General features: G+C 75.7%; 21 protein-coding genes. 3 read left to right on the top strand and 18 right to left on the bottom strand.

The features are described from left to right. Window positions 1–6 precede the first annotated feature (6 nt). The 17 genes from Q2K19_RS23575 to Q2K19_RS23655 all read right to left on the bottom strand — a co-directional run bounded on the left by Q2K19_RS23575 (window position 7) and on the right by Q2K19_RS23655 (window position 15,606). Complete coding sequence (locus Q2K19_RS23575; RefSeq protein WP_302763788.1) at window positions 7–1,014, bottom strand: LacI family DNA-binding transcriptional regulator; 1,008 nt, start codon at window positions 1,012–1,014, stop codon at window positions 7–9. Between the two features lie 109 nt (window positions 1,015–1,123). After that, complete coding sequence (locus Q2K19_RS23580) at window positions 1,124–1,894, bottom strand: hypothetical protein (protein ID WP_302763791.1); 771 nt, start codon at window positions 1,892–1,894, stop codon at window positions 1,124–1,126. Window positions 1,895–1,912: 18 nt separating this feature from the next. After that, window positions 1,913–2,389, bottom strand: coding sequence for a hypothetical protein (locus Q2K19_RS23585; RefSeq protein WP_302763793.1), 477 nt, complete (start codon window positions 2,387–2,389; stop codon window positions 1,913–1,915). Continuing rightward, window positions 2,386–3,309 carry a carbohydrate-binding protein gene (locus Q2K19_RS23590; protein WP_302763796.1) on the bottom strand — a complete coding sequence of 308 codons (924 nt, stop codon included), beginning with the start codon at window positions 3,307–3,309 and terminating at the stop codon, window positions 2,386–2,388. The genes Q2K19_RS23585 and Q2K19_RS23590 overlap by 4 nt, the downstream gene beginning before the upstream one ends. Window positions 3,310–3,319: 10 nt before the next feature. Further along, complete coding sequence (locus Q2K19_RS23595; protein ID WP_302763799.1) at window positions 3,320–3,934, bottom strand: phage tail protein; 615 nt, start codon at window positions 3,932–3,934, stop codon at window positions 3,320–3,322. After that, window positions 3,915–6,602 carry a putative baseplate assembly protein gene (locus tag Q2K19_RS23600; RefSeq protein WP_302763800.1) on the bottom strand — a complete coding sequence of 896 codons (2,688 nt, stop codon included), beginning with the start codon at window positions 6,600–6,602 and terminating at the stop codon, window positions 3,915–3,917. The genes Q2K19_RS23595 and Q2K19_RS23600 overlap by 20 nt, the downstream gene beginning before the upstream one ends. Beyond that, window positions 6,599–7,042 carry a GPW/gp25 family protein gene (locus tag Q2K19_RS23605; protein WP_302763801.1) on the bottom strand — a complete coding sequence of 148 codons (444 nt, stop codon included), beginning with the start codon at window positions 7,040–7,042 and terminating at the stop codon, window positions 6,599–6,601. Before Q2K19_RS23605 ends, Q2K19_RS23600 begins: the two co-directional genes overlap by 4 nt. After that, window positions 7,039–7,377, bottom strand: a complete 339-nt coding sequence (locus Q2K19_RS23610) for a hypothetical protein (RefSeq protein WP_302763802.1) — start codon at window positions 7,375–7,377, stop codon at window positions 7,039–7,041. Before Q2K19_RS23610 ends, Q2K19_RS23605 begins: the two co-directional genes overlap by 4 nt. Beyond that, window positions 7,377–8,948, bottom strand: coding sequence for a phage baseplate assembly protein V (locus Q2K19_RS23615; protein WP_302763803.1), 1,572 nt, complete (start codon window positions 8,946–8,948; stop codon window positions 7,377–7,379). Before Q2K19_RS23615 ends, Q2K19_RS23610 begins: the two co-directional genes overlap by 1 nt. Window positions 8,949–9,006: 58 nt before the next feature. Then, window positions 9,007–9,774, bottom strand: a complete 768-nt coding sequence (locus tag Q2K19_RS23620) for a CIS tube protein (RefSeq protein ID WP_302763804.1) — start codon at window positions 9,772–9,774, stop codon at window positions 9,007–9,009. Next, window positions 9,774–10,934 carry a hypothetical protein gene (locus tag Q2K19_RS23625; RefSeq protein WP_302763805.1) on the bottom strand — a complete coding sequence of 387 codons (1,161 nt, stop codon included), beginning with the start codon at window positions 10,932–10,934 and terminating at the stop codon, window positions 9,774–9,776. Before Q2K19_RS23625 ends, Q2K19_RS23620 begins: the two co-directional genes overlap by 1 nt. Window positions 10,935–11,358: 424 nt before the next feature. Next, window positions 11,359–11,841 (bottom strand): phage tail protein, encoded by a 483-nt coding sequence (locus Q2K19_RS23630; protein WP_302763806.1) that lies wholly within the window; start codon window positions 11,839–11,841, stop codon window positions 11,359–11,361. Window position 11,842: 1 nt separating this feature from the next. Then, window positions 11,843–13,069 (bottom strand): phage tail sheath family protein, encoded by a 1,227-nt coding sequence (locus Q2K19_RS23635; protein ID WP_302763807.1) that lies wholly within the window; start codon window positions 13,067–13,069, stop codon window positions 11,843–11,845. Window positions 13,070–13,086: 17 nt separating this feature from the next. After that, the gene (locus Q2K19_RS23640; RefSeq protein ID WP_302763808.1) at window positions 13,087–13,767 is read right to left on the bottom strand and encodes a peptidase associated/transthyretin-like domain-containing protein; all 681 of its coding nucleotides are present in this window, start codon (window positions 13,765–13,767) and stop codon (window positions 13,087–13,089) included. Next, on the bottom strand, window positions 13,764–14,372 hold the full coding sequence (locus Q2K19_RS23645) for a glycine zipper family protein (RefSeq protein ID WP_302763809.1): 609 nt from the start codon (window positions 14,370–14,372) through the stop codon (window positions 13,764–13,766). The genes Q2K19_RS23640 and Q2K19_RS23645 overlap by 4 nt, the downstream gene beginning before the upstream one ends. 13 nt (window positions 14,373–14,385) lie before the next feature. Further along, on the bottom strand, window positions 14,386–14,730 hold the full coding sequence (locus Q2K19_RS23650) for a hypothetical protein (RefSeq protein WP_302763810.1): 345 nt from the start codon (window positions 14,728–14,730) through the stop codon (window positions 14,386–14,388). A gap of 102 nt (window positions 14,731–14,832) precedes the next feature. After that, window positions 14,833–15,606 carry an LppM family (lipo)protein gene (locus Q2K19_RS23655; protein ID WP_302763811.1) on the bottom strand — a complete coding sequence of 258 codons (774 nt, stop codon included), beginning with the start codon at window positions 15,604–15,606 and terminating at the stop codon, window positions 14,833–14,835. A gap of 212 nt (window positions 15,607–15,818) precedes the next feature. Here Q2K19_RS23655 and Q2K19_RS23660 point away from each other — a divergent pair, with 212 nt between their 5' ends. The 3 genes from Q2K19_RS23660 to Q2K19_RS23670 all read left to right on the top strand — a co-directional run bounded on the left by Q2K19_RS23660 (window position 15,819) and on the right by Q2K19_RS23670 (window position 18,554). Next, window positions 15,819–16,736: an aminoglycoside phosphotransferase family protein gene (locus Q2K19_RS23660; protein WP_302763812.1), complete on the top strand. Its 918-nt coding sequence runs from the start codon at window positions 15,819–15,821 to the stop codon at window positions 16,734–16,736. Window positions 16,737–16,786: 50 nt separating this feature from the next. Further along, complete coding sequence (locus tag Q2K19_RS23665) at window positions 16,787–17,206, top strand: NUDIX hydrolase (RefSeq protein WP_302763813.1); 420 nt, start codon at window positions 16,787–16,789, stop codon at window positions 17,204–17,206. Between the two features lie 169 nt (window positions 17,207–17,375). Next, entirely contained in the window at window positions 17,376–18,554 is a 1,179-nt protein-coding gene (locus Q2K19_RS23670) for an FUSC family protein (protein WP_302763814.1), read from the top strand. A gap of 8 nt (window positions 18,555–18,562) precedes the next feature. On the opposite strand, the gene Q2K19_RS23675 is transcribed toward Q2K19_RS23670, so the two are convergent. Continuing rightward, complete coding sequence (locus tag Q2K19_RS23675; protein WP_302763815.1) at window positions 18,563–19,255, bottom strand: alpha/beta hydrolase; 693 nt, start codon at window positions 19,253–19,255, stop codon at window positions 18,563–18,565. Window positions 19,256–19,293 lie beyond the last annotated feature (38 nt).

Genomic DNA, 19,293 nt, shown 5'->3' on the forward strand with positions numbered 1-19,293 from the left:
GGCGGCTCAGGCCGGGGCCGGGCCGAGGCTGTCCCGGCGGACCAGTTCGGCGGGGACGATCTCCACCCGGTCCCGCTCGTCGGCCGGCGCCAGGGCCAGGGTCATCGCCCGGGCGCCCAGCTCGGCCAGGGGGAGCCGGACCGTGGTGAGCGCCGGGGACACGTCGGCGGCGATCGGCATGTCGTCGAAGCCGACCACGGAGACCCGCTCGGGCACCGGCACCCCGCGGTCGCGGAGCACGCCCAGCGCGCCGACCGCCATCGAGTCGTTGAGCGCGACGACCGCGGTGAGCCCCGGCACGGCGTCCAGCAGCTCCGCGCACGCCCGCGCCCCGCCGTCGCGGGTGAAGTCGGCGTACCGGATCCACTCCGCCGGCAACGGCGCCGACAGGCCGTCGTGGAGGCCGGCCAGCCGGTCGGCGGTGGTGGTGAGCACGCCCGGGCCGGAGATCACGCCGACCGTCCGGTGCCCGAGCCGGCGCAGTTCCCGGCCGAGCAGCCGGGCGCCCTCCTCGTTGGCCGGCAGCACCGCGTCACCCCGGTGCCGGTGCCGGCCGACCACCGCCACCCGCCCGCCGGTCGCCGCGTACGCGCCGAGCCGCTCGTCGATCAGCGCGTTGACGCCCGGGTCGTGGTAGCCGGAGCCGGCCAGCACGATCGCGGCCACCTGCTGGGCGCGGAGCATGTCCACGTACTCCAGCTCCCGTGCCGGATCCCGGTAGCTGTTGCAGATGATGACCAGCCGGCCCTGCTCGGTGGCGACCCGTTGCAGCCCCCGGGTCACCTCGGCGAAGTACGGGTCGGAGACGTCGTGCACCACCACGCCGACCACGCTGCGCTGCGGCCGGGCCAGCAGTTGGGCGTGCGCGTTCGGCACGTACCGCAGCTCGGCGACGGCCTTGAGCACCCGCGCGCGCAGCGCCTCCGCGACCGGCTTGCTGCTGCCGTTGATGACCCGCGACGCGGTCGCGGGGGAGACGCCCGCCCGGCGGGCGACGTCGGCCAGCGTCGGCATGCCACTCCCTTGCTCACCCGGTCGCCGAGAGGCTACCGCAGCAGCCCCCGGAAAGCCCTTGCCGCATCGGTGGACCTCGCTCCGTCCGTCCGACGGGCCACCACCGGCATCACCGGGTCGAGGCGGTGGGCCGGGAGGTGGTGGCGGTGGCCCGGCCGGCCTTGACGATCGCGGGGATCGAGCCGATCAGCAGCACCAGGGCCCAGATGATCGCCACCACGGCGAAGAGCAGCGCGCCGAGGTCGTCGGTGATGCTGACCAGGATCCCCGGCACCAGCCGGTGCAGGAACTCCAGCACCACCGTGCAGAGCAGCGTGGTCAGCGCGAGCAGCACCAGCCCCTTGTTCTGCAGGAAACGCGGCTGGGCGAGCAGCAGCAGTCCACCCCAGACCAGCTTGAGCAGCAGCACCAGACCGAGCAGGCCGGCCGCCTCGCCGACCGGGAAGAACCCCCACACCGCCAGGTACGCGAGGGTGCCGAACGGCACCGCCAGGAACAGCGACACCATGACGGTCAGCTCGACGAAGGCCACGATCAGCAGGACGACGGAGACGATCAGCAGCACGATCGAGAAGACCAGGGTGGCCACGCCCTGCACCCGCCCCTGGATCCGGTCCGGCACCACCAGGCTCAGGCTGAACAGCCCGGTGGTCCAGAGTGCCACCACGTCGATCAGCGCCAGGTAGCCGGTGCCCCGGCCGGATGGCTCGCTGACCGCGCCGACGTCGCCGAGCTCGACGCCGAGCCGGCCGGCGCTGTCCCGCAGCGCGCCGCCGGCGTCCCCGCCGCCGGTGAGCAGCGCCGCGCCCAGTTCCAGCCCCACCACCAGCGCCACCGCGAGCAGCGCCAGCAGCAGGAACGGTTTGCGCAGCTCACCCATGGCGTACCTCCCCGCCGGTCAGGACCGGGCGACGGTGACCGTGCATCCGCCACCTCCCGGGCAGCCCAGGGCGACCTCGGTGGCCCGGTCCACGGCCACCTTCGCCACCGCCGTACCGTCGTCGCCGGGCTCCACCTCGTCCCGGACGGTGACCTTCGCGTCCCCCGGCGCCGGGGCGGCCACCGCGAAGGGCGCCCCGCTGCGCAGCACCAGCGTGCGTAGCCGGCCCGGGTCGGCGACCCGCAGCAGGCAGCCGGTGCTGAAGCTGACCACCGTGCCGTCGGCGGACGCGCGGGGTGCCGGGGCGGGCGGTGCACAGTCGACCCCGACCGTGGCCGGGTCGACCGTGCTGTTCCCGCCGCCCAGCCGGGTCAGCCAGCCGGGCCGGGCGGCCGGGTCCCCGCGGTCGTGCCGGCCCCCGCCGACCGCCACCAGGTAGAGCACCACCAGCAGCCCGGCCAGCGCCGCCAGCAGCAGCTTCTGCCGTCCGCTCACGGCTGGAGCACCTCGGTGAAGCGGAGCTGGTCGACGCCGGCGAAGTACCGGTCGGTGCCCTGCGTCTTGCTGACCGCCACCAGGGTCACCGTGTGCGGGCCCTTGCTCAGGCGGACCGTGCCCACCTCGATCCAGTCGGTCTTCACCACCGCCGGGGTGAAGCCGAAGAAGGTGTCGCCGACCTGCCGGCCGTCCACCAGGAAGATGGTGTTGGCGTAGTCGAACGACGTGGTGCGCACGGTGGAGAACCGCCAGGTCCCGTCGGCCGGGACGGTCACCGTGACGGTCACCCGGTCGCCGACCGACCGGCCCTGGAAGAAGAGCTGCGCGTCGCCGGACCAGGTGACCAGGCAGCAGTTCTTCTGTTCGACGACGGTCGCCGCCACCGGTCCGGTCGACTGGACCGTCGCGCCCGCCACCAGGCTCTCCGCCTCCAGGGTCACCTCCTGCGCCTGCGGCGGTGCCGGCGGCGGGTCGTCGCCGCGGGTCACCAGGAAGACGACCACCCCGGCCACCACCAGCACCAGCGCCGCCGCGGCGGCGATCCACGGCCACGGGGTGCGCTTCGGGACCACCGCCGCCTTGACGTCGTACGTCACCCGGCCGCTGGAGCGGGAACTCTCCTCCGGCGCGGTGTTCGCCGAGTACGCGAACCCGGTCATGTCGTAGCGCCGGGGCGGGGTGCCGGCCGGCACGACCAGCCGGACCAGGAACGAGACCGAGCCCTGCCCGGGCACCACCCGCTGCGGCTCGGCGACCGTGAACCAGCTGCGCTGGCTGCCCTCGCCCGGTGCGACGTCGAAGACCACGGTGTCCGGCGCCGCGCCCGGGTTGGAGACGGTGAAGGTCAGCTCGCCGTTGTTGCGGGCGTCCAGGGTGAACTGCTCGGCGGCGGCGACGACGGCCCATTCGGTGGTCATGACAGCTCCTCTACGGCTGCTCACGGGGGACGGGGGTGGGTACGTGCGCCCGGCCGACCGCGCGGACCTCGGCGACTCCGGTCGCCGGCCCGGCGGTCGGGTCTGCGGCGGGGTCCGCGGGCGGCCCGGCGACGATCTCGACGGTGACGGCGGCGGGTTTCTCCGCCTCGACGATGCGGGTGATCACGGCGAGCTGGTCGGCGGCCGCCGGCGGCACCCGGACCACCACGTGGAACGGCCGCTCCGCCGGCTCGTCCAGCACGAAGCCGGTCACCCCCGTGGCCAGCTCCAGCGCGGTCCGCATGCCGTACGGGGTGCCGCGCCAGCGGGCCAGCAACGCGCCGTGCGCGACCAGGTCCCGCAGCCGCCCGACCGGCAGCGGCAGCGGCGCGTCCGTCCGGGGCGCGGCGACCACCTGGTCCATCGCCACCCACCGGGTCAGGTACGCCACGAACCCGTCCGGCGTCCGGTACGGCGCGAAGAGCGCGTCCACGTCGGCGAGCACCGCCTCGTCCGGGGCGTGCAGCGCCTCCATCACGTCCAGCAGCGCGCCCAGCACGCTGCCCGGCCCGGCGGCCCGCTGGTAGGCGGCGGGCAGCAGCCGCTCAATCGCCGCTCGGCGCATCCTGCCGCACCACCTCGATGTCGTGCTCGCCGGAGCAGAGCAGCCAGGTGTCGGGGACGGTGACCACGTCGGCGGTGGCCTGGTTGGCGCTGGCCGTCCAGTCCACGGCGTCGCCGCTGCGGTACACCCCGCGTTCCCCGCCGGCGAGGATCAGCCGTCCGGCGCCGCCGGGGCCGGACGGCGCCGTGGCGGCGATCGCGTCCACCGGGACGAACCGGGTCCGGTCCCGCAGCGGCAGCCCGCAGTTGACCATCACCGGCTGCCACTGCGGCTGGGCGGCCAGGGTGTCCAGCCGCACCACCCCGCCGCTCTGCGTCGCGGCGACCGCCAGGCTGCCGCTGAAGGCGAGGTCCCGGCAGGTGCCGCCGATCCAGCCCGCCTGCACCGCCTGCCACTTCACGTCCGACTCGAACAGTCGGGTGCGGTGGCAGCCCTGCCCGGGCTTCTTCGGATCCGGCTCGCCGGCGCCGCTCCACAGCAGGGTGGCCGGGCCGTCGTACTGGACGGCGAGGACCCGGTTGTCCACGTTGGCCAGGCCGACGTGGGTGAAGGTGCCGGGGCGGCCGGAAGCGGTGGAGAGGTACACCCCGAACCCGGCCTGGGCGGCCACCGCCACCCCCGGTGCGCCGCGCTCGGAGACGAACGCCCGGACGGCGTAGAAGCCGCGGTCGGCGTCGGCCGGATCGACCAGGATCTGCAACGGCACCGCCCCCGGCAGCAGGGAGACCTCGTAGAGCCCGGTGTCGGTGGCGAGCAGCAGCGCCCCCGCGCCGTCCCGGTCGATCCAGGCCAGGTCCTGCACCCGGGAGTCCAGGTCGGTCAGGAGCGTCCAGGTCTCCCCGAGGTCGGTGCTCAGGTGAACCCGGGAGCCGCCGGAGTCGCGGGCGGTGGCCACGGCCACCGAGCCGGCCCGGGGCACGATGCCGGGGCGGGCCGGGGCGGGGGCGGGGACCACCCGGACCACGCTCTCCCCGTCGAACCGGCCGGCCGGCTCCCAGCCGGCCCCGGCGTTGGTGGAGCGGAACAGCGTCGGGCCCCGCCCGGCGTACCAGGTGCCCGGCTGGTACTGGTCGACGGCGAGGGTGCGCACCTGCGCGTCGGGCGCCTCGTCCACCACGAACCGGACCGACTCGACGTAGCGCACGCCCGGCTCGGCGTGCTCCAGCATCCGGTACACGTTGGAGGCCCGCAGCGGCTCGCCGAACGCCCAACCGGCCGGGTTGAGCGGGGTGGGCAGCGGGCTGAGCGTCTGGTGCAGCCGGTCGTGGATGCGGCGGCGCACCGCGTCGACGTCCTCCTCCCGGCGGACCACCACCCGGGCCCGGATGGAGACCGCCTTGTAGCGGGCCCAGCCGGCCCGCACCGCGGTGCCCAGGGCGCGCCGCCGCTCCAGGTCGGCCGCCACCCCGCGGCGGGCCTCCTCCACCTCGTGCTCACGCAGCACGCGCACCGGCAGCCGCCCGCCCGGGCGGGCCTGGTCCGGCACGTACGGCACCAGCACCACCTCGACCTCGCCCGGACGGGCGAAGCTGTAGACGGCGGCCCGGGTGAACGCCCGGGCCCGGGCCACCGCCCCGGAGCCGGCGGCGAGGATCTCGTAGTCCCGCGCCGTGACGGCCCGCTGCTGGGCGAAGAACTCGTACGGCCCGCGCGCCAGCGCCGACTCCAGCGCCTCCAGGTCCCGGCCGCCGCCGGCCGGCTCCGGGTTGTCCACCTTCACTCCGGGCAGCGGGTCGCGCAGGCTGGTCAGGGTGCCCGCCGCGACGTTGCCGGCCGGCCCGCCGCCGCAGCGGTACCAGAGCCGGATCTGCCGCCCGGCCGGCGGCACCGCCGCCACCGTCGTCGGCCCCGCCGGCCCGCCCGCCGCCGCGCCGGGGATGCCCGCCGGACCGCCCGGCTCCGGGCCGGGCGCCCCCTCGACGCCCGGCCCGGCCCCGGATCCGCCCGGCGGCCGCAGGTCCAGCGCGGGCGCGAAGGTGACCACCCCGGAGGCGCGGTCGACCAGGAAGACCTTGGCCTGCGGGCCGACGCCGGCGAAGCTGTCCACCGGCCGCCAGATCTCGTACGTGCGGCCCTCGTGCTCGCGGGCCGCCGCGCCCAGCTCCACCGAGCCGGTCGGCACCTCCACGCCGAGCAGCAGGTCCAGCGCCTCGGCGGTACGCGCCAACGGCGGCCGGGCCGCCCGGAAGACCTGCCCCGCCTGGCCGGTGCCGGTACCGAGCAGTTCGGCCTCGACCACCTCGCAGTGGTGCATGCGGACCGTCACTTCGGTCTCCCCGGCGGGCAGCAGGGCCGGCTCGGTGGTGACGAAGACGACCGGCCGAGGATCGGCGCCGCGGGCGGCGGCGACCCGGGTGCCGGCGGGGATGCGGACCGGATCCCGGTCCGGGCCGGTCCGGCTGAACCGGACGTCCACCCACGCGGCGGTCGGCGGGTGCCGGCTGACCCCGAGCAGGTTGAGGAACGCCACGTACGCCTTCTCCGGCAGCTGGTTCAGCCGGTAGATCATCACCTCGGTGAGGTACGCGAACGCCTCCAGCAGCGCCATCCCCGGATCGTGCGCGGAGAGATCCGTCCAGTCGGGGCAGGACCGGCGGATCCGTTCCCGCGCCTCGGTGACCAGGTCGAGGAAGGCACGGTCGTCGAGGTGCGGCACCGGCAGCGTCATGGCGTCTTCTCCTCGGCGTGGTCCCCGGCGTCCGCGTCCGGCAGCAGGTCGACGGAGAAGACCAGCTGGCCGGGGGAGAGGCTGGCCCGGACCCGGTAGTCCAGGCGGATCACCAGGCGCCACGGGTCGTCCGGGTCCGGCCCGGCGTCCACGTCGATCACCTCGACCCGGGGCTCCCACCGGCGGATGGCCTGCTGGACGTAGTGGATGGCCAGCCCGGCGGTGGTGTCGTCGTTGGGCGCGAAGACCAGCCGGTGCAGCCGGGAGCCGTACCCGGGGCGCATCAGCCGCTCGCCGGGCGTGGTCGACAGCAGCAGGTACAGCGCCTGGCGTACGGTCTCGTCGCCGTCGGTCATGGCCAGGCCGCCGGCGGCGGTCAGCGCGAGACCGCCGGCGCGTCCCGCGTCGAAACCGGCGCCGACGAAGCGGAAGGCCCTCATTCGTCCGCCCCCAGGAAGGTCTGCCGCGGATCGCGGACGGTGTGGTGGACCAGCCCGGGCGGAGTGCCGTCGGTGAGCCCGTCCAGATGGGACAGCACCACCCGGCGACCGTCCACCCGCAGCCAGGAGCTGTAGCCGACGGTGACCTTGAGCGTCTTGGCGCAGGGTTTGATGGTCGGCCCGTAGTTCGGGCAGGCGGTGATGTCCCGCCCCTCCGGGTCGGCCTCCACCAGCACCGGCACGCCCTGCACGGTCAGCCACTGCTGGGAGGGGCGGTTGGCCACCCGGCCGTCGTGGTCGCAGGCGATCAGCGAGTCGCGGTGGATCCAGCGCATCAGCCACCTCCGTGGGCGCGGGCGAGGGTACGGGCCTGTGCGGCGGCGGTGTCGGTGTCCTCGGCTGCCGGCGCGTGCCGGAAGTCGACGGTCCGGGCGCGGACCACCATGGCCCGGCCCGGCGCGGAGAGCACCAGGTCGCCGGCCGCGTGCACGGTGGTCAGTTCGGGGCGCAGCTCGACGAAGCTGCCCGCGTCGGTGGCCAGCCGCAGGGTGCGCCCGTCGTCGTCGATGACGATCGACTGGCCGGTGCCGGTCCGCATCGACCAGCGGCGGGACCGCCCGGACACGATCCCCGCGTCGTACGGCTCGACCGCCCCGAAGAGTGAGCCGAGCACGATCCCGGACGCCGGCTCACCGCCGGGCAGCGCCACCAGCACGGTGTCGTCCGGGTCGGGCAGCGCCACGATGCCCTTGCCCCGGCCCGCGCCCGGGCAGACCACGGCCAGCCAGCCGGCGTCCAGGTCCCCGTACGCCGGGAGCGTCACCCGGGCCCGCCCCAGCCGGTCGGGGTCGTCGACGTCGGTGACCGTGCCGAGGGTGACCGTGGCCGGGGCGGGCGCGGCGGCCGGCGGCGGCTCGGGCGGGGCGGTGGAGAAGCGGGTCAGGTGGCCGTTCGCGTCGACCGTGTGCACCACCTCGGTGAGCACGTACACCCCCGCCACCGGGGCGGGGACGCCGGCCAGGGCGACCCGCCGGCCGGGACGCAGCGCCGGGTCGCCCTCGGCCGTCCCCTCGGCGGTGACCAGCGCGGCGACCCGGGCGTCCAGCCGGGCCTGGGCCAGCGCGGCCAGTTCGTCGTCGCTGCGGCCCGGCTGGTCCACCGCGGTACGCACACCGTCGGCGCCCACCTCGCCGGGGTCGGGGCGCAGCGGCACCTGCCGGCCGGAGCGGGCCTGGTCGGCCTGCTGGCGCAGCGGCTCGGCCCGCTGCGGGTGCCAGCCGAGCGCGACGCTCTCCCCACCGGCCCGGTCCAGGTTCTCCGCGATGCGCAGGGCGTGCACGGTCGCGCCGAGGGTCAACGGCACCGGCTCGCCGTACCCGTCGAGGGTCAGCAGGCGCAGCCGGTCGCCGTCCACGGCCAGGTGCAGCCCGGCCCGACCGGTGACCTCGCGCAGCAGTTCCAGGTCGGTGTGCCGGTGCTGGAGCAGCCGGTCCAGGCGGGGCCCGTCGGTCTCCGCGTCGACGGTGAGGCCCAGGTCGGCGCAGAGCGTCCCGGCCAGGTCGGCGGCGGTCACCGACTCGAAGACCCGCAGCTCCTGCCGCTTGCGCAGCCGGTGCAGCGGGTCGTACGCCCGGACCCGCAGGAGGGCGGCGCCGTCGGCGGCGTACTCCACCTCGACGCAGGTCACCTCGCCGGTGAACAGGGCGTCGGGCTGACCGTTCAGGCGTACGTCGAGGTCGGCGCCCGGGCGTACCGACGGGTCGAGGGCGGCGCCGCCCGGCGCGGTGGCGAGGGTCAGCTCGCACTGAGTGGGCTGGTCGAGGCGGGCGGCGACCCGGACGCCGCGCAGCCGACCGGCCCCGGCGAGCGGGGCACCGTCGACGGTCACGGTGGCGGCCCGGTTCACGGCGCACCGCCCGTCCCGGCCCGGCGGCCCCGGCTGTGGCGGCGGTGGGGGTGCGCGGTCACGGCGTCCCACCTCCCGGCCCGGCGGGGCCGGCGGGCGGCGTGGGGGCGGTGGCGGTGACCGGCGGGACCGCGAGGGCGGTGCCGGCGGGCACGGTCAGCGGGTCGATGATCCGGTTGTGCTCGGCGAGCAGCCGCCAGCGGAGCGGCGACCCGAGCGCGTCGTGGGCGAGCAGGTCGAAGCGCACCCCGGAGAAGCCCGGCTCGGCCGCCCCGTCGGCGGCGGCGACCACCGCCGAGCCGGGTGGCACGGTCGGGGTGCTCGCGGCGGCCAGCTCCTCCTCGAACCCCTCCCGGGCGGACTCCGCGGACTCGGCCACCCGGACCAGCTTCAGCCGCAGCCAGGAGCGGCGCGGCGTGCCGGTGAGGGTGAACGCGTCGAAGCGTTCGGCGATCGCCACGACGACGCCCGGCACGTTCCAGGTCTTGCCCCACACCAGCCGCACCAGCGGCGGACGCAGCCAGCCGTGCTCGCTGGCGGAGTTCTCCGCCAGCAGCCACAGCGGACGGGTGAGCGCGCGGACGTCCTCGGGCCGTACCTGGGACTCCACGAAGTCGATGTCGAAGAGCAGGTCCAGCACCAGCTCGGTACGGCCGCCGCCGGTGAAGACCAGCGGGTCGTCGGCCAGGCCGGCGCCGGTGAGCCGGCCGTCCGAGGCGCCCCGGGGGCGTACCCCGGCCAGCCGGGTGACCTGCACGGTCTCCGGGTTGAGCAGGCAGTCCACCCGGGTCCCGGACTCGTCCACGAGGAAGGCGACGCGCTCCATCAGTCGCCCGCCTGTTCACGGTCGAGCCGGCGCAGGTGCGCGGCGTCCGCGGCGCCCGCCGCCGGCAGCCACAGCTCCCGGTCGTCGGGCAGCGCCGGCCACGGATCACGCCGGCGCCGGCCCTCGGGTACGGCCGGATCGTCATCCGGCAGCGCCGGCCAGTGCCCGGCGGGCGTGCCGCTCCACTCCGGGAGCCCCGACCGGCCGGCCAGGCCAGGGTCGCCGGCCGGCCGGTTCGGGTGCGTTTGTTGTTGCCCCGGCGACAACAAACGCACCCGAAGGTCTGCCCTCCCGGCCGCGCCGGGTGCGCTCGGGGTGGGGTCCGCGCCGCGAGGCCGGCCGCGCCGGTCCGCCCGGGCGTGCCGCGCGTCCCCGTCGGGCCACCCGGACTCCCACTCGCCGATCGCTGACCCGCCGTCGCGTCGCGCGCTGCCCGCCCCGGATGCGGCTGCTCGGTCCCCGGTGAAGGTCGCCCCGTCCCGAGCCGTTCCATCGCCGGGCCAGCGCCGGCCATCGCCGAACCGGACCGCTCCGTCGCCGTGCCGGCGTCCGCTGTCGCCGGGCCGGGCCGCCGCGTCGCCGGGCCGCGCCGCTGCGTCTCCGTGCCAGCGTTCGACCCCGCCGGGCCGGACGACTCCCTCGCCGGGCCGGGGTCGGGTGTCGCCGAACTGGATTGCTCCTTCGCCGGGCGAACGTCCGGTGTCGCCGAACTGGACCGCGCCTTCGCCGGGCCAGCGTCCGGTGTCGCCGAACTGGACCGCTCCGCCGCCGGGCGGGCGTCCGCTGTAGCCAGGCCGGGCCGATGGGTCGCCGGACCAGGGTGCGCCGTCGCCGCGTCGTGCCGCGCCCTCGATGTCCCGGCGCCCGCCGGTGCCGGGCTGCGTGTCGCCCTGGCCGAGCCGGCGCTGGCCGGCTCCGGACCGGACCTGCCCGGGTGCGCCGTCGCCGGACCCGGCCCAGCCGCCGTCGCCCGGCCGCCGCCCGCCCGCACCGATCCGGGCGGCACCCCCGACCGGCCCCGGCCAGGCGTTCCCCCCGCCGGGTCCGCCCGATGCGGTGCCCTCGGCGAGGTTCGGTGGGGCCAGGAGGTGGTCGTTGCCGTCCCGCAGGCCGGTCCCGTCGCCGCCACCCGGGCCGCGCCGTCGCCGTGACCCGGGCATCCCGCGACCAGTGCCCCGACCGGCGCCGTCGGACGCCCGACCCCCCGCCGCCGCGCGCCACCCGCGCCACCCGCGCCATCCACCGCCCCGCCAGCCCGCGTCCCGACCACCCCCGCGCTCCGCCCCACCGTCGTCCAACCCGGACCTCCCACCCAGCCCGTCCCGCCCCCCGCCCCTCGCGTCCCCGTCGATCAAGAGGTTTGCGTCGTCCCCGGGCTCGGATCCGACCAGAAGCTCTTGATCAACAAGGTCGTGGGGGGAGTGGGGAAGGGAGTGGAGGAGGCCGGGGGCGTGCGCGGCGACCAGGCGCAGCCAGTGCTCCGGGGGGTCGCCGGGGCGGCGGGGTGCGGGGTCCGGGGTGGCGGCGGGACCGGCGGACGCGGCGAGGCGGTCGGCGGTCGCCCGCAGCGCCCGGGCCAGCAGGTCACGCGGCCGTCGGAGCGGCGGCACTGCCGGACTCCAGTTCCAGCCCCTCGTAAGCCAGGGTCAGCGCCTCGATGGCGATCTCCTGGGCGAGGGTGTTGAGGTGGGCGCCCCGCCACCGGGTCGGCCACGCGTTGATCATGTTCCAGCGCAGCACCTCGGCCGTGCCGGCCGGGTCCAGCAGCACCACCGAGACGTTGCGCCGGCTCACCGTGCCCTTCGCGGCCGCGTTCACCCAGTCCCACAGCTCGCGGGACTGGGTAAGGCCGAAGTGGAGGGTGACCGGGGCGTACTCGACCTGGCCCGGCACCGCCCGGATCCGCTCGTTGCCGGCCTCCTTGTAGGTCACCGAGGGGATGTACACCTCCAGGCCGCTGACCTCGGTGAAGTGCCCGTTGGTGATCCCGTTGATGAGCAGCTTGAAGTGGTACGCCCGGTACGGGTCGATGGGGGCGCCCGGTTGCGGGGTGGCCGTGGTCGGCATGTCAGCCTCCGATCGTCTCGGTCTCGGTGCCGCCGGCCCACTGGCTCAGCTTGAACACCACGAACTCCGCGGGCTTGACCACCGCGATGCCGATGTGCGCGACCACCATGCCGGCGTCGCGGACGTCGGCCGGGTTGGTCTCCTCGTCGCACTTGACGAAGAACGCCTCCTCCGGCGTACGACCGAGCAGCGCGCCGTCGCGCCACACCCGGGTCAGGAACGCCCCGATGTCCCGGCGGATCGACCGCCAGAGCGTGTAGTCGTTGGGCTCGAAGACCATCCACCGGGTGCCGTTGGCGATGGCCTGCTCGATGGCGATGGAGAGGCGCCGGACGTTGAGGTAGCGCCACTCGCTGGCCTCGGCGGCGAGGGTACGGGCGCCCCAGAGCCGGATTCCCTCGCCGGCGAAGTAGCGGATGACGTTGACGCCCTTGGGGTTGAGCACGTCGTGCTCGGGCCGGGTGACCAGGTACCCGAGGTCCACGGCGCCGCGTACCGGCTCGTTGGCCGGGGCCTTGTGCACGCCGCGCAGCGCGTCGGTGCGGGCCCAGATGCCGGCCACGTGCCCGCTCGGCGGGGTGAGCACGAGGTCGCCGCTGATCGGGTCGCGGACCTTGATCCACGGGAAGTAGAAGGTGGCGAAGTCCGACTGTCGGGGCCGGTCGGCGCCGGGCCCGTCATCGTCGTCGGCGGGCTTCGGCGTACCGTCGGCGGGCTTGCCGGCGGGTTTCGCGGCGCCCGGCGTGGCGACCCGGGTGAGGGTGGAGATGTCGTCGATGTCCGGCCGTGGATCGCAGATGGCCACCATGGTGCGCATTCGCTCGGCCATGCTGATCAGCGCCTCGTGCGACACCGGGTCGTGGTAGCCGGGGGCGGCGAGGATGGAGATCTCGTCGACGGCCTCCAGCAGTTGCAGCCCGCTGCGCCGCCCGCCGGTGCCGGTGAGCTGGCCGCCCTCCCCGACGTTGACCACCCAGCAGCGGGTGCCGCCGTTGTCGAGGAAGCCGAAGACCGCCCGGGCCAGGGGCGTGCTCTCCAGGTGCTCGCCGTCGGCGTAGCGGCGCAGGAACTCCGACCAGCTGTTCACCGCGAGGGCCTGGTTGACGTGGGCGGTGCGGTCCGGCGCGACCCCGACGAAGGCGGCGGTGCTGGTGCCGACCGGGCCGATCGGGCGCGCGCCGCTGGGCACCTCCTCGACGTAGATGCCGGGGGAGAAGTAGGTGGGCATCGGTCCTCCTTGAGGAGTCAGTCGGGGGCGCAGACGATGACGAGGTCGGGGTCGGCGGGGTCGAGATCGGCGGTGAGGGTGCGGCCCCGCCCGACCAGCCGCACCCGGACCGGCCGGTCCGGGGCCTCCGGGTCGTGCGGGAGGCCGACCAGCCGGAACCGGCCGGCGTGGTCGGTCTCCGTGGCGTACGGGGTGCCCACCACCTCGACCCGCATCGCGGCGAGCGGCTGCCGCTGCGGGCCGACCACCTGCCCGTCGAGGGTGCGCATGGCCAGCTGCCGCAGCCGCAGCGGCTGCAGCACGGGCGGCGCGGCGGGCAGCGGCCGGGCGAGCTGCGCCGGCACGTCGAGCAGCAGCGCCGGCCGGGGCGGGACCCCGAAGGCCCGCCAGAGTTCCGGGTCACCGGCGGCGAGCACCACCTCCGGCTCGCCGGCGGCCGCCGCGGCGGCCAGCACCCGGTCCAGCGCGGGCAGCGCGTCCGGCCCGGTGCCGGCGACCAGCAGCCGGACCACGAACCGGTACGGTTCGCGGGCCGCGCCGCTGGGCACGGTCTGGCGGGCCGGCCGCAGCTCCAGCGGCCACACGGTGAGGCCGCCGTCGGGGTCGTCGCGGGGCGGGCCGACCGGGACGGGCGCTCCGGCCGCCCCGGCCAGCCAGGCCGCGACGTCGGCGACGGCTGCCTCGATCGCGCCGGTCATCGCGGCGGCGTCCCCTGGATCCGGTACGCGATGGCCTCGTTCCACACGTGCGGGTAGACGCCGATCTCGAAGTACCGGGTGAACCGGTTGATCGGCGCGTTGGTGTGGTCGTGCCAGAGCAGCCACACCGGGGCGATGGTGAACAGGACGTAGTTGAGCATGACCAGCGGCAGGTAGAGCGGGCCGAGCAGCCGGGCCTGGAGGATGTGCACGTCCTCGTGGCGCTGGATGCCGGGGCTGGACCCGGCGCAGACCGTGCCGATGGTGGTGGCGTACCGCGGGGAGACCCCCTCGACCACGTTGACCCGGCCGCTGGCCTGGGAGATCACCCGGTCGAGCTGGTGCCCGAAGACCAGGTGCAGGGTGAGGTAGAGCGCGCCGACCGCGGTGTTGAGCAGGCTCCAGGTGTGATCGACGACGAAGAGGAGGATCCCCTTCGCGTCCGTGCCGTAGGTGCCCGCCTTGGCGACCGCCCAGCCGAAGGGCGCGCCGATCAGCAGCCCGACGACCGCGCCGACGAGCAGGCCGATGGGACCGCCGGCGAGCTGGCCGAGCAGGGCGCCCAGGACGATGTGGACGGCGGCGCTGATGATGCCGAAGACCATGGGGTCACCTCTCTCAGACCCACGAGCGGATGTAGCGGGGCTCGCGTCCCTCCGCGAGCTGCGTCGGCGACGCGCTCGTCGCCTGCCGGTTGCCGGGCGGCAGCTGGTTGATGCCGAGGGCGGCGGAGAAGATGACCAGCCCGTTGAAGAACGCGATGATCCACTTTTCCGGGCCGGCGTCGTCGGCGAACGCCGCCGTCAGGTACGACAGCACCAGGGCGACGCCCAGGGCGATCCACTTGCGGACCTTGTCGCCGTTGGGGCCGATCAGTCCGCCGATGACGTTGGTGGCGAGCAGGGTGGCGGCGCTGGCGCCGGTGAGGCTGCCGAGGGCCGCCCAGGTGAAGAGATCGTTCACGGCGATCTCCCTTCGGCTGTTGCGGTGGTGCGTTCGGGGTGGGTGAGGTGCGGCGGCCGGGCCGGGCGGGCCCGTCCGCCCGAGGGGCGGCGCCGCGCCGGGTCAGGCCGGATGGTCGGCCTGGGGGGCCGGCGCGGGGGTGGTGGGGCCCGGGGTGGTGGCGGCCGCGCCGCGCGGGCGGCGGAGCAGGAGTACGACGACGACGGCGACCAGCAGCAGGACGACCAGGCCGCCGACCACCAGGAGCCAGGGGAAGCCGCCGGAGGCCGGGTCGGCGGCGCTGGCGGCGGTGGCCGCCGCCGGCGCCTCCGCTTCGGCGACCAGTTCGGTCGGCTTGGTCTGGTTGCTGTCCACCTTCCAACTCACCGACCGGCCGTTGATCGTGCCGTTGGCGTTGATCACCCGGCCCGGGAAGGTCACTGATATCTCGAACGACATCAACTTCACGAACGCGCGCCGGGTGTCCGGATTCTGTTCGGGCACTTTCCCGGCGTAACTGTCCGGGTCGAGCGGAAATGAGAAGCGGTAGCGGTCGCCGACGCGGACCAGTTTCACGGTGTCGCTGGTGAATTGCGACAGCGGCTTTTTCCGGTACGCGACCTGCACGCCGTAGAACTTGGCGTCCTCGTAGTGGCTCTCGTCGCCCGCGGGGAGGGTCGGGAGTTGCCGCCGCATGTCGGCGAAGGCCGTCTGGAGGTCCGGGTTCCGCCCCTTGAGCAGGCCCTTGTCAGCGGTCACCAGGAGCTGGCCGGTGACCGTGTCGTCGGGGTTCACGGTCAGCCCGAGATTGAGTTGCATGCAGCCGCTCAGCGCCGTCACGAGGGCGAGACACACCGCGAGGCGAAATGCCTGGCTGCGGCGGAGTCTCGTATTCATGCGCACAGTGTGTGTGATCGCTATCACTCCGAGCAGTCAGCGATCAGTCATAAGCATGTCGCCGATCTTACCGGCCGTCTCTCCCATTCGGACGACGCCGGAAAGTCAGCCGATCGATATTCTGAAAGGTTGACCACTTCTGCCCTTCCGCCGGAGTCCCGGCGGCCCTAATCCGGTTGTGGCGGTGAGCGTCGCCGGTGATGCTGGCCGGGATGGCGCGACAGGACGAGACGACGGTGGTGGCGCGGGACCGGGTCCCGACCATCGACGTGGCGCTGGTGCGCCGGCTGGTGGCCACGCAGTTCCCACCCTGGGCCGACCTCCCGGTCCGGCCGGTCGCCGTGGACGGCTGGGACAACCGCACGTTCCATCTGGGCGACGAGCTGACCGTGCGGCTGCCCAGCGCGGTGGGGTACGTGCCGCAGGTCGAGAAGGAGGATCGCTGGCTTCCGGTCCTCGCGCCGCGGCTGCCGCTGACGGTGCCGCGCCCGGTGGCGAGGGGCGTGCCGGGCGAGGGCTACCCCTTCCCGTGGTCGGTGCGCCGCTGGATCGACGGGGAGACCGCCACGATCGCGCGGATCGGCGACCAGGTCGCGTTCGCCGAGACGCTCGCCGACTTCCTCCTCGCCCTGCACCGCACGGAGCCGGCGGGTGGGCCGCCGGCCGGCGCGCACAGCGCCTTCCGGGGCGCTCCGCTGGCCACGTACGACGGGGAGACCCGCCGGGCGCTCGCGCACCTCGGCCACCGGGTCCCCGGCGGCGAGGTCAGGGAGATCTGGGCGGCGGCCCTGGGCTCGTCGTGGACCGGCCCGCTGGTGTGGTTCCACGGTGACGTCGCCTGGGGGAACCTGCTGGTGCGGGAGGGCCGGCTCGCCGCGGTCATCGACTTCGGCTGCTGCGGGATGGGCGACCCGGCGTGCGACCTGGCCGCCGCCTGGACGCTGCTGTCCGGGGCGGCCCGACGGGTCTTCCGCGCCGCGCTCGGCACCGACGACGCCACGTGGGCGCGGGGGCGGGGCTGGGTGCTCTGGAAGGGCCTGATCACTCTGGACAATCCCGATCCGGTCCGCGCCGCGGAGGGCCGGCACATGCTCGACGCGGTCCTCGCCGACTGGCGGGCGACCGGCTGAGCCGGACGGCCGGGGCCGGCCCGGCCGGCGGCGCGTACTAGGTTGGGCGGATGCATCCCGTCGCCGCCGTCATCCTGGTCGACCGCGCCGGCCGGCTGCTGCTCCAGCTCCGCGACGCGCACGCGCCGTTCCACCCCGACGTGTGGGGCCTGCCGGGCGGGCACTGGGAGCCGGGGGAGACCGTCGACGAGACGGCGGTCCGGGAGCTGTGGGAGGAGACCGGACTACGGCCGGACGAGCCGCTGCGGCTCTTCGCCGTTCAGGAGATCCCCGAGGTCGGCCGGGTGAAGCACTACTTCTGCGGCGCGACCGCCGCACGCCAGGAGGACGTGGTGCTCGGCGAGGGCGCGGCGATCGTCTTCACCGACCCGCAGGAGGTGCTGGACGGGCGGCCATACACCCCGGGCACCGCGGCGGTGCTCGCCGACTTCCTCGCCTCACCCGCGTACGCCGAGCTGGCCGCGGGCTGAGCCGGCGGTCCCGCCGAGGGCCGCCGCCGGCCGGCGCGCCGGCCGCGCGATCACCGGCTCCCGGCGCCGAACGTCCGGGTGACCGCCGCCACGGCTGCCGGGTGGCCGCCATCGCTGCCGAGCGGCTCGTCGCGTCGCAGGATGATGGGCGAGGCGACGGGAGGCGACCATGAGGTGGTGGGGCAGGGGCCGGGCACTCCGGCCCGGCGGGTCCGACGCCGCGCCGCGACCCGGAGCGGTCGTCCGGGAGGCCGCCGGGCGGTTGCGCCGCAGCTGGCTGCCGGTGGTGGAGGCGACCCTCGCCGCCACCATCGCCTGGATCCTCGCCACCCGGCTGATGGGCCACCCACAGCCCTTCTTCGCCCCGGCCGCCGCGCTGATCGTGCTCGGCCAGGCCCGTGGCCAACGGATCCGCCGGGCGGTCGAGGTGGTGCTGGGCGTCGCCGCCGGCGTGCTCGTGGCCGACCTGGTGGTGCAGGCGCTCGGCCCGCGTACCACCTGGACGGTGCTCACGGTCATCCTGCTCACCGTCTCCCTCGCGGTGGCGATCGGCGCCAGCTCGGTCACCGTCGTGCAGGCCGCCGTCTCCGCGCTCTACCTGGTGGTCGTCGCGCCCCCGACGGAGGCGCTGATCCCGTTCCGGTTCGTCGACGCGCTGATCGGCGGCGGGGTGGCGGTGGTGGCCAGCCAGCTCGTCGACGCCCGCCGCCCGCTCGCCCCGCTGGTCACCGAGTTCCGGCACACCTTCCAGGAACTCGCCGCGGTGCTCGACGAGGTGGCCGCCGCCCTGGACACCGGCGACGACGACGCGGCGCTGGCCGCGCTGGACCGGGCCCGGCACGCCGACGCCGGGGTGGAACGGCTGCGCGACGCCGTGCAGGCGGCGGGCGAGGCGGTCCGGCTCAACCTGCGCCGCCGCGAGCACCTCGGCCGGTTGCGCTCGGTCGAGGCCTCGATCCGGCAGATCGACTACGCGGTCCGCAACGTCCGGGTGCTGGCCCGCGCGGCGGTCACCCTCACCCGGAGCCCCGCGCCGGTGCCGCCCGACCTGGGGGCCGCCGTACGCACCCTCGCCGAGGCGGTCCGCTCGGCCGGCGACGCGCTCGCCGGCGACCTCGTCGGGCAGGACGGCGTCGCCGACCGCCACGCCGAGCGGGCGGACGTCGCCGCGCTGGAGTCGGTCCGCGCGGCGGGACGCCTCTTCACCGCGGGTCAGACGCTGCCCCTGGCCATGATCATCGGCCAGATCCGGGCCACCGCCATCGACCTGCTGCGCGGCGTCGGCGGGGACGACGACGCGACGGTGCTCAGCCGGGTCGACGCGGCGGTCACCGGGCCCGCGCACTGACCCGGGGCTCAGCCCACCAGCCAGTTCACGGCCCGCCGGCGGATCTCCTCCGGCACCTCGTGCCCGCCGGCGAACTCGGCGTACTCGGCCGGGTAGCCGAGCGCGTGCAGGCGGGGGACCAGCCGCCGGCTGCACACGTCCACGGGCAGCACCCGGTCGTCGGTGCCGTGCGAGACGAACAGCCGCGGCCGGCCGTGGGTCACCAGCGGCGCGGCGAAGCCGGGCGAAAAGGCCAGCACCGCGTCGACCAGGTCGCCGTTGGTCAGCCCCAGGGAGAGGGCGTACGACGCGCCGTCGGAGAAGCCGCCGACGGTCACTCCGGCCACCGGGTACGTCCCGAGGGCCTCGGCCAGCAGCGCGTCGATCCGGGCGACGTCCGGACCGTATCCCTCGGCGATCAGATCCCAGGTGCTCGCCGTCGCCTGCGGGGCGAGCAGCAGCAGCCGGTGCGCGTCGGCGAGCGGCAGCAGCAGGTCCAGGCCCTGCCGGGCTTCGCCGCCCGCGCCGTGCAGCAGCACCACCAGCCGGTACGGCCCGTCGCCGGGCGGCACGTGCCGCAGCCCCGGTCGGCCGCCCCACGGGTCGGCCAGCGGCGACGTCCCAGGCGGAGTCGGCTGGGCCACCACCGTCGCGCGGGCGCTCAGCCGGCCGTGCCGGTGGCCCTCCTCGGGCTGCTGGTGCGGCGGCGCGGGCTCGGTCACCTCGTCCTCGCCCCCTCGTCGTCGGTCGGGTCGCCGGC

This window comes from Micromonospora sp. NBRC 110009 (assembly GCF_030518795.1).
Lineage (GTDB): Bacteria > Actinomycetota > Actinomycetes > Mycobacteriales > Micromonosporaceae > Micromonospora.